General features: G+C 71.9%; 14 protein-coding genes and 1 tRNA gene. 6 read left to right on the top strand and 9 right to left on the bottom strand.

All coding sequences use genetic code 11. The annotated features are described in order from the left end of the window. Window positions 1-122 precede the first annotated feature (122 nt). On the bottom strand, window positions 123-650 hold the full coding sequence (locus ACFVGW_RS16165) for a hypothetical protein (protein ID WP_385852412.1): 528 nt from the start codon (window positions 648-650) through the stop codon (window positions 123-125). A 583-nt stretch (window positions 651-1,233) separates the two neighbouring features. Here ACFVGW_RS16165 and ACFVGW_RS16160 point away from each other — a divergent pair. Continuing rightward, a complete protein-coding gene (locus tag ACFVGW_RS16160; protein WP_385852411.1) occupies window positions 1,234-1,431 on the top strand; it encodes a hypothetical protein in 198 nt (65 codons plus the stop codon). Window positions 1,432-1,835: 404 nt separating this feature from the next. After that, window positions 1,836-1,906, top strand: a tRNA-Tyr gene (locus ACFVGW_RS16155). Between the two features lie 90 nt (window positions 1,907-1,996). Here the strand turns inward: ACFVGW_RS16155 and ACFVGW_RS16150 are convergent. The 4 genes from ACFVGW_RS16150 to ACFVGW_RS16135 form a co-directional block, all read right to left on the bottom strand. Then, window positions 1,997-3,616, bottom strand: a complete 1,620-nt coding sequence (locus ACFVGW_RS16150; protein ID WP_385852410.1) for a cation acetate symporter — start codon at window positions 3,614-3,616, stop codon at window positions 1,997-1,999. Next, on the bottom strand, window positions 3,613-4,221 hold the full coding sequence (locus tag ACFVGW_RS16145; RefSeq protein ID WP_385852409.1) for a DUF485 domain-containing protein: 609 nt from the start codon (window positions 4,219-4,221) through the stop codon (window positions 3,613-3,615). The genes ACFVGW_RS16150 and ACFVGW_RS16145 overlap by 4 nt, the downstream gene beginning before the upstream one ends. A 423-nt stretch (window positions 4,222-4,644) precedes the next feature. Then, a complete protein-coding gene (locus ACFVGW_RS16140) occupies window positions 4,645-5,376 on the bottom strand; it encodes an ATP-grasp domain-containing protein (RefSeq protein ID WP_385852489.1) in 732 nt (243 codons plus the stop codon). 37 nt (window positions 5,377-5,413) lie between these two features. Further along, on the bottom strand, window positions 5,414-6,814 hold the full coding sequence (locus ACFVGW_RS16135) for an NAD(P)/FAD-dependent oxidoreductase (RefSeq protein ID WP_385852408.1): 1,401 nt from the start codon (window positions 6,812-6,814) through the stop codon (window positions 5,414-5,416). 129 nt (window positions 6,815-6,943) lie between these two features. Here ACFVGW_RS16135 and ACFVGW_RS16130 point away from each other — a divergent pair, with 129 nt between their 5' ends. The 3 genes from ACFVGW_RS16130 (at window position 6,944) to ACFVGW_RS16120 (ending at window position 9,247) form a co-directional block, all read left to right on the top strand. Then, on the top strand, window positions 6,944-7,609 hold the full coding sequence (locus ACFVGW_RS16130) for a DsbA family protein (RefSeq protein ID WP_385852407.1): 666 nt from the start codon (window positions 6,944-6,946) through the stop codon (window positions 7,607-7,609). Window positions 7,610-7,681: 72 nt separating this feature from the next. Further along, complete coding sequence (locus ACFVGW_RS16125; protein WP_383225988.1) at window positions 7,682-8,581, top strand: aminoglycoside phosphotransferase family protein; 900 nt, start codon at window positions 7,682-7,684, stop codon at window positions 8,579-8,581. A gap of 189 nt (window positions 8,582-8,770) precedes the next feature. After that, the gene (locus ACFVGW_RS16120; protein WP_385852406.1) at window positions 8,771-9,247 is read left to right on the top strand and encodes a GNAT family N-acetyltransferase; all 477 of its coding nucleotides are present in this window, start codon (window positions 8,771-8,773) and stop codon (window positions 9,245-9,247) included. Window positions 9,248-9,336: 89 nt separating this feature from the next. Here ACFVGW_RS16120 and ACFVGW_RS16115 read toward each other — a convergent pair whose 3' ends face one another. Together ACFVGW_RS16115 and ACFVGW_RS16110 are read right to left on the bottom strand one after the other, a co-directional pair. Continuing rightward, window positions 9,337-10,335, bottom strand: coding sequence for a zinc-binding dehydrogenase (locus ACFVGW_RS16115; RefSeq protein WP_385852405.1), 999 nt, complete (start codon window positions 10,333-10,335; stop codon window positions 9,337-9,339). Between the two features lie 53 nt (window positions 10,336-10,388). Beyond that, on the bottom strand, window positions 10,389-11,588 hold the full coding sequence (locus ACFVGW_RS16110) for an NAD(P)-binding protein (protein WP_385852404.1): 1,200 nt from the start codon (window positions 11,586-11,588) through the stop codon (window positions 10,389-10,391). Window positions 11,589-11,685: 97 nt separating this feature from the next. Here ACFVGW_RS16110 and ACFVGW_RS16105 point away from each other — a divergent pair, with 97 nt between their 5' ends. Next, window positions 11,686-12,387: a pentapeptide repeat-containing protein gene (locus ACFVGW_RS16105; RefSeq protein WP_385852403.1), complete on the top strand. Its 702-nt coding sequence runs from the start codon at window positions 11,686-11,688 to the stop codon at window positions 12,385-12,387. 9 nt (window positions 12,388-12,396) lie between these two features. On the opposite strand, the gene ACFVGW_RS16100 is transcribed toward ACFVGW_RS16105, so the two are convergent. Both ACFVGW_RS16100 and ACFVGW_RS16095 read right to left on the bottom strand, forming a co-directional pair. Then, on the bottom strand, window positions 12,397-12,897 hold the full coding sequence (locus tag ACFVGW_RS16100) for a hypothetical protein (protein ID WP_352190198.1): 501 nt from the start codon (window positions 12,895-12,897) through the stop codon (window positions 12,397-12,399). 34 nt (window positions 12,898-12,931) lie between these two features. Further along, window positions 12,932-14,140, bottom strand: a complete 1,209-nt coding sequence (locus tag ACFVGW_RS16095; RefSeq protein WP_385852402.1) for an FAD-dependent monooxygenase — start codon at window positions 14,138-14,140, stop codon at window positions 12,932-12,934. Window positions 14,141-14,177: the final 37 nt, after the last annotated feature.

Below are 14,177 nucleotides of genomic sequence, written 5' to 3'. Positions count from 1 at the left end.
GGGTCGTCGGTACAGCAGCGCGGTACCGCAACCTCGGCAACCGTCGCCACCCAGTAGCGGCCCTCGGGGACCGGCCAGCGGCCGGAATGCCCGCCGCTGAGCGATCCCACTAGAGCTACGGATCAGAAGGCCGGCCGCGCTTGTTCCGTGCCCGGCGGCGCGTGGAGCCGCGCCCACTTGGGCACCGGCTTGCCGTGGCTTCGCAGAAGGTCGGCAGCGGCCACCTGCATGTCCCGTTCGATGGAGGGGCGTCCATCCGGCCAGTCTTCCCAGTTGCTCCACAGCCCCATGAACAGGTTCACAAGCTCGTTCGCAGTGTCCGTCCGATCAAGATGGCAGGCGCACCAGTAGATCTCGCTGCTGGCCTCGTAGTGCGTAAGGGAGCCACTGAGCATGCCTTCTGCCGCCTCGAGCATTCGTTCGCGCCAGGCTTCCTCGACGTCGGGTACAGAAAGCCCCAGCTCTGCCATGGTCTGCATGAAGAGGTCGCGGATGTCGGCCGGCGGGTCACGCCGAGAGAGCCCTGCCAACTGGATCAGGGACTGGCTGTTCAGGCCGTCAGCCACCGCCAGGGCAGCGATCATCGGTAGGTCCTCGGTCGGCTGCTCTCCGAGGGCCAGCTTCACGGCTGCACGGCGTAGGAGATCCATGAACGCACGCTAACCCTTCCGCGGATGCGGCTACCAAGGTGTTTCCGGGCAGGCCACCCTCGCTCGGCCACCGCATCTCCGTCTCATTCACACACGGCCAGGACCGTTCACGGTGGTCCACGGCGCCACGGCGAATGCTTCTGCGTCCCCGAGAGCGCGCAGGTGAACGGCGGCGAACGACGCCCACCACTCCACCAACAGACTTGGAAGCGTGCGCGCGGTCAGCGCTGGCAGGGCACTCTTGGCCATCGGCGGAGCCTGGACGTCGGTTAGGTGCTGGGCTTGCACCGGACCGCCCCCAGACAGAGCCAGGGATGCAGCTGCACTACAGAGCTGGACACCTCGGAAACCGACCGCGCGCAGGTGGACGATATCCCGAGGCACTGACAGACGGCGGTGAAGGCCGTGCCACATCCGTGCCAGATCGTGCGGGGAACCACGGGGAACGAGGGGTGGTGCCGGGCTCTGGGGCGTCGATCAGCTCCCGCAGCATCAGTGCAGGTCAGATGCGGCTCCCTCCTCCCTCTCTTGTAAAGAGGTGGGCGTAGACAGGGGGCTCGGGGACGCGCCTACCATGGCGCCCATGACAGACGGGCAGGACCGTGATCGTCTCAGTGACGAAGAGGTCGCGCAGATGATGGATTTGTGGCGCCGGTACTGCGCTCACGACCTGGACCAGTGGGAGGCTCTCCAGACGGAGACGCCGTACGGGCCTGTCTACGTCTTCATGGCCCGGTCCCTTCCACCAGAGTGGGATCCCTCCATGTTCAGGGAGTTCTGAGCAACCCCGATACTCTCCGACGCCCAGCCTGTGCTTCCACCGCCGTCCTCTGCGCCCTCGCCGCGAGCCGGCTCTGCGCGCAGCGTGGGGAAGGGGCCTGCGGTGGGCCCTGAGGAGGGGCAGGATGACTCAGTCGAAGTGCGGGGCACCCACCAAGAACGGCGGCCGCTGCCAAAGCAAGGCGATCATCGGTAGCTCGCGGTGTGCCAAGCATCAAGGCCCATGGTCCGCGTACGGAGTGGAGCAGCGGAAGAAGAAGGAAGCCGAGGCGAAGATGCGCAAGCTCCGGAAGAAACGCTGACGGGGGCTGCCGATTCGTGAAGCCGACATCCACGGATGACATCAACGACGGTGGATGTCGGCAGTCCATCACGGTTCCTCACGGCAGCCACGAACAGCAGTCTGCCCGGCCAGCGGCAGCCCGGCCGAACTTGTAAAGCGGGGGTCGTCGGTTCGAACCCGACAGGGGGCTCCAGGTAGGACACGCGAAGACCCCCGACCGATCACGGTCGGGGGTCTTCGGCGTCTACCGGTGACGGCAGCACACACCTCGGGGCGTGCGCGTCTAGGACGCGGAGGCGCTCGTTGCCGCGGGGGTGCCGGCCAGGATCGTTTCCTCCACCGCTTCGTACCGCATGCGCTGGTCGGCCGCGTCACGTTCGAAGAGCACCGTGCCGAGCCAGCCCGCGAGGAAGCCCAGCGGGGCCGAGAGGATGCCCGACGTGGTGAACGGGAACCAGTTGAAGTCCTGGTCCGGGAAGATCGCCTGGGGCGATCCGGACACCAGGTTGCTGCCGGTCATGAGGATGAACGCGGAGGCGGTGCCCACGATGAGGGTGCTGAGCAGTCCCGTACGGGAGTAGCGGCGCCAGAAGAGGCTGTAGATGAGGGCCGGTGCGACCGCGGACGCGCCGATGCAGAACGACAGGGTGAGCAGCGCCTGAAGGTTCAGATGGCGTGCACCGGCGGCGATCGCGATCGCCACGAGCCCGACGACCGCCGCGGCGGTCCGGGCGATGGCCATCTCGGTGGAGCCCTTCAGGTGCGCCTTTCGGCGCAGCCCGTGCGTGATGAGGTCGTGCGCCAGGGTGTTGGCGCAGGCGAGGGTGATCCCGGCGACCGAGGCCAGCAGGGTGAGGAAGATGGCCGTCGCCACGGCTGTGAACAGCAGCGTCTCGACGGTCGTCTGCTCCGTGCCCATGACGGCCTGGCTGACCATGAGGAACGCTGTCTTGCCCTGCGGGTCGCCGGCGACGATTCCCTGGTGGCCGACGATCGCCGCCGCGCCGAAGCCGATGACGGCGATCAGCAGACAGGTCACGACGACGGTCGACACGGCCCACGACATCGAGCGCCGCACGGCCGCCGCGCTGCGCGCGGTGAACATGCGCATGGTGATCTGCGGCAGCACCGCGGCGCCGAGCACGACCGTCAACTGCGTGCTGATCATGTCGAGTTCGTTGCCGCCGAACTGGAGACCGGAGGAGAGATAGGCGTCTCCCGCCCCGCTGCCGCGCTTGGCGGCGTCCAGCAGGGAGGGCAGGCTGAAGTCGAAGCGGTTGAGGATGAGCGCGGCGATCGCGAGGGACGCGCCGAGCAGGGCGACGGTCTTGACGATCTGGATGAAGGCGGTGCCCTTCATGCCGCCGATCGCCGCGTACGCGATCATCAGCAGCCCCAGGAACACGATCGCCCCGGTCTTGAAGCCGTCGGCGTCGAATCCGAGGACGACGGAGAGGAGATCGCCGGCGCCCGCGAGCTGGAAGATCACCAGCGGGAGCAGTGCGGTCAGGGTGACCGCGGCCGTGGTGATCCGCACGGCGGGGCCGGGGAGACGACGGGTGAAGACGTCGCCGATCGTGAACCGGCCGGCGTTCCGCAGCGGCTCGGCGAGCAGGAACATCATCAGGACCAGCGAGAGCACGGTGCTCAGGGCGAGCGTGATGCCGTCGTAGCCGACGAGCGCGATGATGCCGATGGTGCCGAGCACGGTGCCGGCGGAGATGTAGTCGCCGGCGATGGCGAGGCCGCTCTGCACGGGGGAGAGCGAGCGGTAGCCGGTGTAGAAGTCGCCCAGGTCGTCACGGTCGGGCCCGGTCATCACGCACAGCAGCAGCGTGACGGTGATGACCGCGATGAACGCCATCAGCGACATCGTCTGGGCCTCGGAGCTGAAGCTGGTCATGCGCGCGCACCTCCGGTGGGCTGCTGCCACACGGGACGTCCGGAGCGGCTCTGGCGCTCGGGCCGGGGCGCCGCTGCCGCGGCCGCCTGCTCGGCGCGTTCGCGGATCGCCGCGGCGAGCGGGTCGACGTTCTTGCGCGCGATCCGCTCGTACAGCGCGATAGCGGCCAGCGCCACGGGCAGCTGGAGGAGCCCCAGGACCAGCCCGGTGGTGAGGTCACCGCTGATGCTGCTGGTCATCATCGAGGGGGCGTAGCCGGACAGGAAAAGGAAGATGACGAAGTAGCCGAGCGCGGTGAAGGTGGCGACGCGGCGGAGCCTTCGGTAAGCCGATCCGAGCCGGTGCAGATCATCACGATCGTGGGTGGCGGCGGGCGGCTGCGGTTGCGGCTGCGGGGAGGCGTCCCAGGGCTGCTGCGCGGAGTCCCACCCCTGCGGCGAGGAGTCCCACGCTCGCGGGGACGAGTCACGGGCTGCCCGTGGATCGGTGTCCCAGGACGGCGATCCACCCTCCCAGGACTGCGACGCCGCGTCTTGGCGGTGCCGCCCGGCATTCCGGTGCTGGGGTACGGGCGGTGGGCCGGGGAAAGGCTGGTGGTACGACATCGATCTCGCTCCTTGCCGCCCCGGGGAACGGGCGGGTGGCGCTGGTGGGTCCGCGTACGTTACTCATGGGTATAGCCCTTGCGTAAGGGGATTTCCGACCGCTCGGTATGTCGGTTCGGTGACGATCCTGTGCGCGTGGCGACGGAACCCGCGGTAACCCCGTCGTGGATCTTTCCGCAGGTCACGGGTGAGTCTCGGACCGCCCCTGGGGCCGCCCCAGGGGCCGGGCGGGCCGACGAGGTGGTCCAGATGGTCGAGTGGGCCCCGGCTGCCGCAGCCCGGATCGGCCTGGCATGCTGCCGATGCCAGGAATGCCTCCGCCTGCCCGCAGCACCGGCCGATGAGTGCGGATCTCGGTTTCCTCAACGAGCCTTTGTGGCGCTTGTGCCTACTGCTTCTGGGACTACCAGCCCAACTAAGGGTTCAGTGGCGTACGAACGGGAGGTCGTCCGGCCGCACCCGGTCGCGCGGTCCCGCCGCCCGTAGTACGACGTCCAGGACTCGCCCCGGGTCGGCGGCGTACGCGTGGGAGAACCACGCCATGTTGGCCTCCACCACGGCCCAGCGATGGCCCGGACGGTACGGGTCGAGCAACTGGCCGACGTCCACGACGACGGCGCTCGGCAGGGTGGGCCCGGCCGTGGCGACGAGACGGTCGACGAACTCGGTGATCTCCGTGGCGACGGCCCCGTGCCGGTCGAGCGGGCCGGGGTCGAGCCGGCCGAACACCGCGTACCGACTGCCTGTGGCGATCCGCCCGTCCAGCAGGAACAGGCGGTACTCGGCGGCGAAGGTCACCACCTCGGAGAGCAGCACCGGCGTCGCCGGGTCCAGGTCGCCGGGCAGCCGCGAGCCGTCGGCGTAGACGTCCGCCGGGAAGGACTTGTCCCGCGGCGGCTTGACGAACGTGGGCCGCTCGATCGCCCAGGCATCTGCGACGGTCGCCGCACGGACCTCCCGCCCCGTGAACTCCTCCGGCAGCTCGGCGAGCCAGTCGTCCGCCGGTTCGAGCAGGGCGAACCCGAGCCGTCCGGCCAAGCGTGCTCCGGCCACCGGTCCGCCGTACCAGTACGCCGGTCCCACCGCCGCGCCGATCTCCTCCGCCGCCAGGGTCGCCATCCCCCGCGCCGTCGCCTCGCCGGCCAGCAGCTCCATCGTCGACGTCCGCCGACCGGGCATGACGAGCACCACGTCAGCGGCCCGAGAGCCGGTCGGCGAGCCGGGCGATGCGGGACGTGGTCGCCGTGTGGGTGGTCGATTCCCGGCGGTCCGCGTTGCGGTAGGCGGCGTACATCGTCTGGACTCCGAGCCAGCGCAGCGGTTCCGGTTCCCATGTGCGGACCTTGTGGCCGACCCAGGGGAGCGCGGTCAGGTCGGTGGGGCCCGACTGGCCGGAGTCCTGCTGGATCAGGTCGCGCAGGGTGCGGGCCGCGAGGTTGGCGGTGGCGACGCCGGAGCCGACGTAGCCGCCCGCCCAGCCCAGGCCCGTGGAGCGGTCGAGCGTGACGGTGGCGCACCAGTCGCGGGGGACGCCGAGGACGCCGGACCAGGCGTGGTCGATGCCGATGCCGGCGAGGGAGGGGAAGAAGCGGACGAGGATGTCGCGGAGTGCCTCGATCGTCTGGGGCTGGGTGCGGCCGTCGTTGTCCGTCCTGGAGCCGTAGCGGTACGGGACGCCCCGGCCGCCGAGGGCGATGCGGCCGTCGGCGGTGCGCTGGGCGTACATGTAGGCGTGGGCCATGTCGCCGAGGGTCTCCCGGCCGTGCCAGCCGATGGCGTCCCACTGGGCGTCGGTGAGGGGCTCGGTGGCGATCATGGAGGAGTTCATGGGGAGCCAGGTGCGGCGCTGGCCCGTGAGTGAGGCGGTGAAGCCCTCGGTGCAGCGCAGGACGTAGGGCGCGCGGACGGTGCCGTACGGCGTGATGGCGTGCTTGGGCTTGATCTCGGTGACCGGGGTCGACTCGTGGATCGTGACGCCGAGGGCCTCGACGGCGGCGGCCAGGCCCGTGACGAGCTTCACCGGGTGGAGGCGGGCGCCGTGCGGGGTCCAGGAGGAGCCGACGGCGCCGGCGACGCGGATGCGGTCGGCGGTCTCGCGGGCGCCGTAGAGCTCGCGTTCCTTCTCGCCGAAGGCGATCTCCACGGCGTGGAAGGCCTTGAGACGGGCGAGCTGGGCGGGGGAGTGCGCGATCTCCAGGACGCCGCCGCGGTGGATGTCGGCGTCGATGCTCTCGGCGGCGCAGACCTCGACGACCTCGTCGACGGTGTCGTTCATCGCGTGCTGGAGGCGGACGGCGGCCTCGTGGCCGTGGAGCTTGGCGTAGCGGTCGCGGCCGGCGATGCCGTTGTAGAGCCAGCCGCCGTTGCGGCCGGAGGCGCCGTAACCGCAGAACTTGGCTTCGAGGACGGTGATGTTGAGGAAGGGGACGGCCTTCTTGAGGTAGTACGCCGTCCACAGTCCGGTGTAGCCGCCGCCGACGATGCAGACGTCCGCCGTGGCGTCCCCGGGCAGAGGCTCGCGCGGGGCGGGGGTGCCTTCCTGCGCGTACCAGAACGAGATGCCGCCGTTGACCGTGCTGCTCCTGCTGACCATGGGCGGGAGGCTACTGGATGGCCGGAGGGCCTTCGACCCCTGGATCGGGGTCTTTCGGCGGGGTGGGTGGGGTGGGGGTGCGGCCTAGGTTCGAAGGTGCGGATTCCGTTGTTCCGAAAGGACCTTTTCATGCCCGTACGCAGGACTGTTCGTGCTGTCGTGGCGCTCGCCGCGGCGGGGGTGGTGGGGCTTGCGGCGGCGGGTTGTTCGGCGGCGCCGGTGGCCGCTCCCGCGGTGTCGTTCTCGACCGCCGCGGCCGGGCTCACGACGGTGGTCGAGGGTCCGCGGATCCTCGTCGGGGATCCGTCGGCGCCGCACACCGCGACCGTCTTCCTCGACCCTCGCTGCAGCTACTGCGCCAAGTTCGACGAGAGCGGGGGCGTGGCGCTCGCGGAGGCCGCGGCGGCGGGGAAGGTGCGGATCGCGTACGTCGTCGCGTCGTTCCTGGACGCGCGGAGCGGCGGGACGGCGTCGGCGCGGTCGGCGAACGCGCTGCGGGCGTCGGTGGAGGCGGGGAAGTTCGCGGAGTTCCAGGCGTCGGTGCTCGCGAGTGGCGGGGCGGAGGATCCCCTGCGGGTGGCCGACGGGGTGGAGGGATTGCGGGGCGCGGAGTTCGACCGGGCGGTGCGGGAGGGGTCGTACCGGGAGTGGGTGGCGTCGGCCGAGAAGGTGTTCGAGGAGTCGGGCGTGGGCGGGACGCCGACGGTGCTGCTCGACGGGCAGCAGGTGGGGGTGGGCGGTGCGTTGTACGACCACGACGCGTTCGCCCGGGTGTTGCGGGATGCGGGGGTGTGAGGGGGCGTCGTCCTGCGGGGGCCGGGTGTTTTCTCGGGTGTGCCGGGCGGCCGGCGCCGATAGCTTCGACCTGTGATCGAGATTCCGGCGGAACTGGTGGCATCGCAGGCGAGGTTCAACGGAGAGGCGGGGCGCGCGTTCGTCGCGGCGTTGCCGGGGCGGGCGCGGGAGTTCCTGGACCGGTGGGGGCTGCGGGTGACGGGGCCGTCGATGTACGGGGTGGCGTCGCTCGTGCTGCCGGTGACCCGGGGAGCGGACGGTGTACGGGCGGCGCTGAAGATGCAGCTCCTCGACGAGGAGAGCGCGGGGGAGGCCGTGGCGCTCCGGGTCTGGGACGGTTCGGGGGCCGTACGGCTGCTCGCGGACGATCCGGAGACCGGCACGCTGCTGCTGGAGCGGCTGGACGAGGGCCGGCATCTGTCGACGCTGACGGACGTGCGGGAGGCGGTGGGGATCCTCGCCGATCTGCTGGCGCGGCTGGTGGCGGTACCCGCGCCGGACGGGCTGCGGGGGCTGGGTGACATCGCCGCGCGGATGGTGGCCGAGACCCCGGGCGCCGCGGCGCGGCTGGGGGCGGACGACGCGGCGCTGCTGCGGGACTGCGCGGCGGCGGTGCGGGAGGTGATGGGGGAGCCGGGGGACCGGTTGCTGCACTGGGATCTGCACTACGACAACATCCTGGCGGCGGAGCGCGAGCCGTGGCTGGCGATCGATCCGAAGCCGCTGGTGGGCGATCCGGGGTTCGAACTGCTTCCCGCGCTGACGGATCTGTGGGAGGAGGATCCGGCCGCCGGGACGCTGTGGCGGTTCGATCTGCTGACGGAGCGGCTGGGGCTCGACCGCGGGCGTGCGCTCGCGTGGACGCTCGGCCGGGTGCTGCAGAACGGGCTGTGGGACGTGGAGGACGGCGAGGAGGCGCTCGATCCCGACCAGGTGTCCATCGCGCGGACCCTGCTGGCCCGGGGCCGTTGAGGGGTGCGGGTGCGGGTGCGGGTGCGTTGGCGGGGTGCCGGGCGGGCGTTGGCGGGGTGCCGGCGGGGGCATTTGCGGGGTGCCGGAAGCGTTCGCGGGTGCCGGGCGGGGCGTTGACGGGGTGCCGGAAGCGTTCGCGGGGTGCCGGGCGGGCGTCGACCGGGTGCCGGCGGGGCGCATGATGCGTGCATGATTCGTACCGCCACTCCTGCCGATGTCCCTGTGATCCACGCGATGGTCCGCGAACTCGCCGCGTACGAGAAGGCGCTGGACGAGGTCCGCGCGACCCCCGAGCAGCTCCGCGAGGCGCTGTTCGGCCCGCGTCCCGCGGCCTTCGCGCACATCGCGGAATCGGACGAGGGCGAGCCCGTGGGCTTCGCCCTGTGGTTCCTGAACTTCTCCACCTGGCGCGGTGTCCACGGCATCTACCTGGAGGACCTGTACGTCCGTCCGTCGAGCCGGGGCGGCGGCCATGGGAAGGCGCTGTTGGCGGAGTTGGCGCGGATCTGTCTGGAGCGGGGGTACGAGCGGCTGGAGTGGTCGGTCCTGAACTGGAACAAGCCGTCGATCGACTTCTACGAGTCGCTGGGCGCGCGCCCGCAGGACGAGTGGACGGTGTACCGGCTGACGGACGACGCTCTGCGCGGGCTGGGGTCGGTCGCGTAGTGCTGCCGCGTGCCGCGGGGTGAGGAGGTGCCGGCGGGGCGGGGCGCCCACGCCCCGCCCCGCTGACGCGGGTCCGGCGGCCGGTTCCGTTACGGGATCAGAACCACCTTGCCGATCGTGCCCCGGGTCTCCAGGGCGCGGTGGGCCGCGGCGGCCTCCTTGAGGGGGAAGCGGTGGACCGCCGGGCGGAGGGTGCCCTCGGTGGCGGCGGCGAGGGAGGCGAGTTCGAGGTTGCGGACGTCGCCGCCGGCCTTCTGGATCATGACGGGGCCGAGGACGGACTCCGACGTGATGCCACGGGCCGCGAGTTCCTCGTCGGTGAAGGTGAGCGGCTCGCCGTCGTGGAGGCCGGCGCCGGACCAGCCGAAGACGACGTGCAGGCCGCCCTTCCCGAGGAGGTCGACGGCCGCCAGGCCGGTGGCGCCGCCGACGGAGTCGAAGACGACCGTGGCGGACCTGGTGCCGAGGAAGGCGCGGACCTGGTCCGGCCAGTCGGGCAGCTTGTAGTCGACCGCGAGGTCCGCGCCGTTCTCCTTCACGAGGGCCACCTTCTCCGGGCCGCCCGCGAGGCCGACGACCGTGGCGCCGGTGTTCTTCGCGTACTGGACGAGGAGGGTGCCGATGCCGCCGGCCGCGGCCGGGACGACGGCGACCGAGTCCGGGCCGAGCTCGGTGAACTGGAGGATGCCGAGCGTGGTGCGGCCCGTGCCGATCATCGCGACGGCCTCCGCCTCGCCGAGGCGGTCCGCGAGGGCGTGCAGCCGGCCGGCGTCGACGACGGCGCGTTCCGCGTAGCCGCCGGGGGCCATGCCCAGGTGGGCGACGACGCGCTTGCCCAGCCAGGACGGGTCCGTGCCCTCGCCGAGTGCGTCGACGGTGCCGGCGACCTCGCGGCCGGGGATCGTGGGCAGCTCGGCGGGGGCGGGGAAGGGGCCGGTCCGGCCGAGGCGCAGGGCCGTGTCGAGGAGGTGGACGCCGGCCGCGGTGACCGCGATCCGCACCTGTCCGGGGCCCGGGGCCGGGTCCTCCACCTCTTCGTAGCTGAGGTTCTCCGCCGGGCCGAAGGCGTGGAGACGGATCGCGTGCATGATGACTCCCCGAAGTGTGGTCGGTACGTCGTGACGGCACCCAGCTTTCAACCTCAAGCAGACTTGAGGTCAAGGGTCCGGGTCCTGAGCGCCAGCGACACCGCCTCCACCGCGCTCGTGAACGACACCTCCGACAGCACGCCCGGCGCCGCCACCTCGTCACCGACCAGGTACACGCCGTCGCCCCGGTCGATCGCCGGCCGGTCGCGCCAGGTCGTACCGGGCCGGTCGACCGCGCCCGTACGGCCGCCGGAGACGGCTTCGCGGCGCCAGACCGTACGCTCGCGCCAGCCGGGGAACCCCAGGTCGAGCAGGCGCTCGGCGTGCGCGACGCCGTCGGCCTTGGACTCGCCCGGGGCGATGGGGAACTGCGCCTGGATCAGCTGCTCGCCGGCCGGTGCGAGGAAGGGGTCCTGCGCGGTGAAGCGCTCGATCCAGCCGGGTGCGTCCAGGTCGGAGACGATGAACGGGTCGCCCGTGCGGCGGCGCAGAGCCAGGTCGAACAGGACGGTGCGGCCGCTCTCCCCGCCGAGGGCCGGCTCGCCGAGGAGGCGGGCCGCGGCGGCCAGGGAGGTCGCGACGACGACCGGGCCGTCGTCGAGCGGCAGCGCGTCGAGCCGGGACGAGGTCTCGATCCGTACGCCCGCCTCCCGGGCGTACGCGGCCATTCGCTCGACGAGCCGCCCCCAGCCGCCCTGGATGTACTGCGCCTCGGGCGGCAGGGCGGCGGACCGGTGCAGCCGCTCCTGGACGAAGCGGGCCGAGAGCGCGCCCGGGTCGTGGTGGAAGAGGGCGACACCGCTGAACGCGGCGGCCTGACGGGCCGCCTCGGGGCCGGCGATGCGGGTGGCCCAGGTGAGGAAGTCGGTGTCGACGGGGGCCTGGTCGGCCGTGCGGAGCGCGTGGCGCAGGAAGCCGAGCGGCGGGATGCGGCGCAGCCTGCCGTCGAGGTGGAAGCGGAAGCGGGCGGCTTCGAGGGGCGGGATCTGCGCGAGGGGGCCGATGAGGCCGCGCTGCGCGAGCCAGGTCCAGTGCGGGCCCTTGCGGTAGAGGGCGTGCGGTCCTTCGTTGGTGCGGTACGGCCCGTCGGCGGTGCGGGCGCGGCCGCCGAGGGTGTGGTGGGCCTCGTGGAGGGTGACCGCGGCTCCGGACTCGGCGGCGGTGATGGCCGCGGTGAGTCCGGCGAACCCGCCGCCGACGACGGTGATGTGGTTCCGGGCGGTCCGGGCCCCGGTCGTGTCGTTCCGCTGCATCGCTCGCTCCCTTGTGTCGCTGGTACGAGGGGGACGGGCGAGGGGGTCCCGGATGTGACATCGGGGCGTTGTCAGTGGCGTACGTCACGATGGGGGCATGGTGACAGGCAGGGCGAGCCGCGGCGGCGGCAGCAGCGGCAGCGGCAGGAAGAGGATCGCGGCAGCGCGGAGGGCGGAGGTCCGGCTGCCGCCGCTGGAGGCGCACGAAGGAGAGCTGGAGCCGGACGGGGACTACGACGGGATCGCGTTCGAGGGGCGTGACCTGTCCGGGCAGGGCGCGTCCGGGGCGCGGTTCCTGGAGTGCGCGCTGCGGGAGTGCGTGCTGGACGAGACGCGGCTGAGCAGAGCGCGCCTGCTGGATTCCGTGCTGAACGGGGTGCGCGGGGTCGGTACGGATCTCGCGGAGGCGTCGCTGCGGGACGTGGAGGTCGTGGACGCGCGGCTCGGGGGGACGCAGTTGCACGGGGCGGTGCTGGAGCGGGTCCTCGTGCGGGGAGGGAAGATCGACTTCCTGAACCTGCGGACGGCCAGGCTCAAGGACGTCGTCTTCGAGGAGTGCGTGCTCGACGAGCCCGATTTCGCGGGCGCGGTGCTCGAACGGGTCGAGTTCCGGGGGTGCGTGCTGAAGGGGGCGGACTTCGCCGGGGCCCGGATGAAGGACGTGGACCTGCGGACGGTGGACCGCCTGGAGATCGCGCGGGGGGTCGACGCGCTGTCGGGGGCGGTGATCAGTACGGCGCAGTTGCTGGACCTGGCGCCGGTGTTCGCCGCGCAGTTGGGGGTGCGGGTGGAGGACTGAGGGCGCGTCCTACGGGACTCGGGGGAAGCGGGCCTGGAGGTCCCAGATCACGGGGTTGTCGCCGAGGCCCTCGTGCATGTCGGTGAGGTCGGCGACCAGGTCGTGCAGGAAGTCGCGGGCCTCGCGGCGCAGTTCGGCGTGGTTGAAGGTGAGCGGCGGCTCGTCGCCCGGCATCCAGTCGGCCTCCACGTCCACCCAGCCGAAGCGGCGCTCGAAGAGCATGCGGTCCGTGGACTCGGTGAAGTCGAGCTCGGCGTACTGGGGCTGTGAGGACCGGCTGCCCCGGGGGTCGCGGTCCAGCTGCTCGACGATGTCGCAGAGGGCCCAGGCGAAGTCGAGCACCGGCACCCATCCCCAGGCTGTGGACACCTCGCGGTCGGCCTTGGGGTCGGCGAGGTACACGTCCCCGCAGAACAGGTCGTGGCGCAGTGCGTGGACGTCCGCGCGGCGGTAGTCGGTCTGCGGGGGGTCGGGGAAGCGACGGGAGAGGGAGTAGCCGATGTCGAGCACGGGGACGATGGTCCCACGCGCGGCGGCGCGGCCCTTACCGCGACCTGGCGTGCAGGGTGCGGGCGAGCCTCGGGCCCAGCCAGCGCTTCAGGTTGCGCAGGGGCTGGAGGCCGTCGGCGGCGCGGTCGAGGCGGTAGTAGAGCTGCGGCGGGACGTGCGGCAGCAGGGGCGAGTGGCGCTGGCCGAGGAGCGCGAACATCTGGGCCGGAGGCAGCCGCATGTAACGGGGCAGGTTCTCGTACCACCGGGCGCTGTAGCGGGCCGCGCTCTGCGCCGAGAGGAGCTCGGCGCGCCGCCGGGCGCCGTACCGCGCGAGCGCCCCGTCCAGGTCCCCGCCGGCGCGCAGGGCGTCCGCGAGCGCGAGCGCGTCCTCCAGGGCGAGCGTGGTGCCCGCACCGATCGAGTAGTGCGTGGTGTGGGCGGCGTCGCCGAGGAGGACCAGGTTGCCGCGGTGCCAGACGCGCGTGGTGAGCGTGCGGAAGGTGAGCCACTGCGCCGCGCCGGCCTCCTGGCCGCGGCCGATCAGCGGCTGCCCGTCGAGGAGGTCGTGGAACAGCTTCTCCAGCAGATGCAGGCTGTCGGCCTCGCTCCTCGTGTCGAGCCCCAGCCCCTTCCAGGTCTCCGGGGCGCACTCGACGACACAGGTGGACTGCTCGCCGCTGAACCCGTACGCGTAACACCAGATCCAGCCGTGCTCGGTCTCCTTGAAGGCGAAGCTGAACGAGTCGAAGACCTTCGTCGTGCCGAGCCAGACGTACGGGTTGCGGCCGGTGGCGACCTCGGCCCCGAAATGGCCCGCGTACGCCTCGCGCAGGGCGCTGTTGACGCCGTCGGCGGCGACGACGAGGTCCGCGTCCGCCAGTTCGGGGGCGTCGGGGCCGGAGATCCCGTGCTCGAACACGACCCGTACGCCCAGCGCCTCGGCCCGCTCGGCGAGGAGCGTGAGCATCCTGCGGCGGCCGATGCCGAAGCCCTCGTCACCCCGGTGGACGGTCCGCTCGTCACGGACGATGGCGACCCCGTCGGTCCAGCGGACGGAGGCCTCGTCGACGGCGCGCGCCGACTCCGGGTCGCCCGCGCGCAGTTTGTCCAGGAGCCCGGCCCAGTAGGTCACGCCCCAGCCGTACGTGGAGCCCGCGGGGTTCCGTTCGTAGACGGTGATCTCGTGGGAGGGGTCCTGCCGCTTCATCAGGATCGAGAAGTACAGGCCGGCGGGCCCACCGCCGACGCAGGCGATCTTCACGTGCGCTCCCACAACGAGACGAGACTGACACTCTGCG

The organism is Streptomyces sp. NPDC127129, from assembly GCF_042671585.1.
In the GTDB taxonomy this organism is placed as follows: Bacteria; Actinomycetota; Actinomycetes; order Streptomycetales; family Streptomycetaceae; genus Streptomyces.
This window is presented reverse-complemented; position numbering and strand designations above follow the sequence as displayed.

Bases quoted from the DNA above. Each gene is read 5' to 3' on its own strand.
- ACFVGW_RS16110 (WP_385852404.1), bottom strand. From the start codon at position 11,588: ATGCAGCGGAACGACACGACCGGGGCCCGGACCGCCCGGAACCACATC.
- ACFVGW_RS16130 (WP_385852407.1), top strand. From the start codon at position 6,944: ATGCCCGTACGCAGGACTGTTCGTGCTGTCGTGGCGCTCGCCGCGGCG.
- ACFVGW_RS16105 (WP_385852403.1), top strand. From the start codon at position 11,686: ATGGTGACAGGCAGGGCGAGCCGCGGCGGCGGCAGCAGCGGCAGCGGC.
- ACFVGW_RS16165 (WP_385852412.1), bottom strand. From the start codon at position 650: ATGGATCTCCTACGCCGTGCAGCCGTGAAGCTGGCCCTCGGAGAGCAG.
- ACFVGW_RS16160 (WP_385852411.1), top strand. From the start codon at position 1,234: ATGACAGACGGGCAGGACCGTGATCGTCTCAGTGACGAAGAGGTCGCG.
- ACFVGW_RS16115 (WP_385852405.1), bottom strand. From the start codon at position 10,335: ATGCACGCGATCCGTCTCCACGCCTTCGGCCCGGCGGAGAACCTCAGC.
- ACFVGW_RS16140 (WP_385852489.1), bottom strand. From the start codon at position 5,376: ATGGAGCTGCTGGCCGGCGAGGCGACGGCGCGGGGGATGGCGACCCTG.
- ACFVGW_RS16135 (WP_385852408.1), bottom strand. From the start codon at position 6,814: ATGGTCAGCAGGAGCAGCACGGTCAACGGCGGCATCTCGTTCTGGTAC.
- ACFVGW_RS16145 (WP_385852409.1), bottom strand. From the start codon at position 4,221: ATGTCGTACCACCAGCCTTTCCCCGGCCCACCGCCCGTACCCCAGCAC.
- ACFVGW_RS16150 (WP_385852410.1), bottom strand. From the start codon at position 3,616: ATGACCAGCTTCAGCTCCGAGGCCCAGACGATGTCGCTGATGGCGTTC.
- ACFVGW_RS16120 (WP_385852406.1), top strand. From the start codon at position 8,771: ATGATTCGTACCGCCACTCCTGCCGATGTCCCTGTGATCCACGCGATG.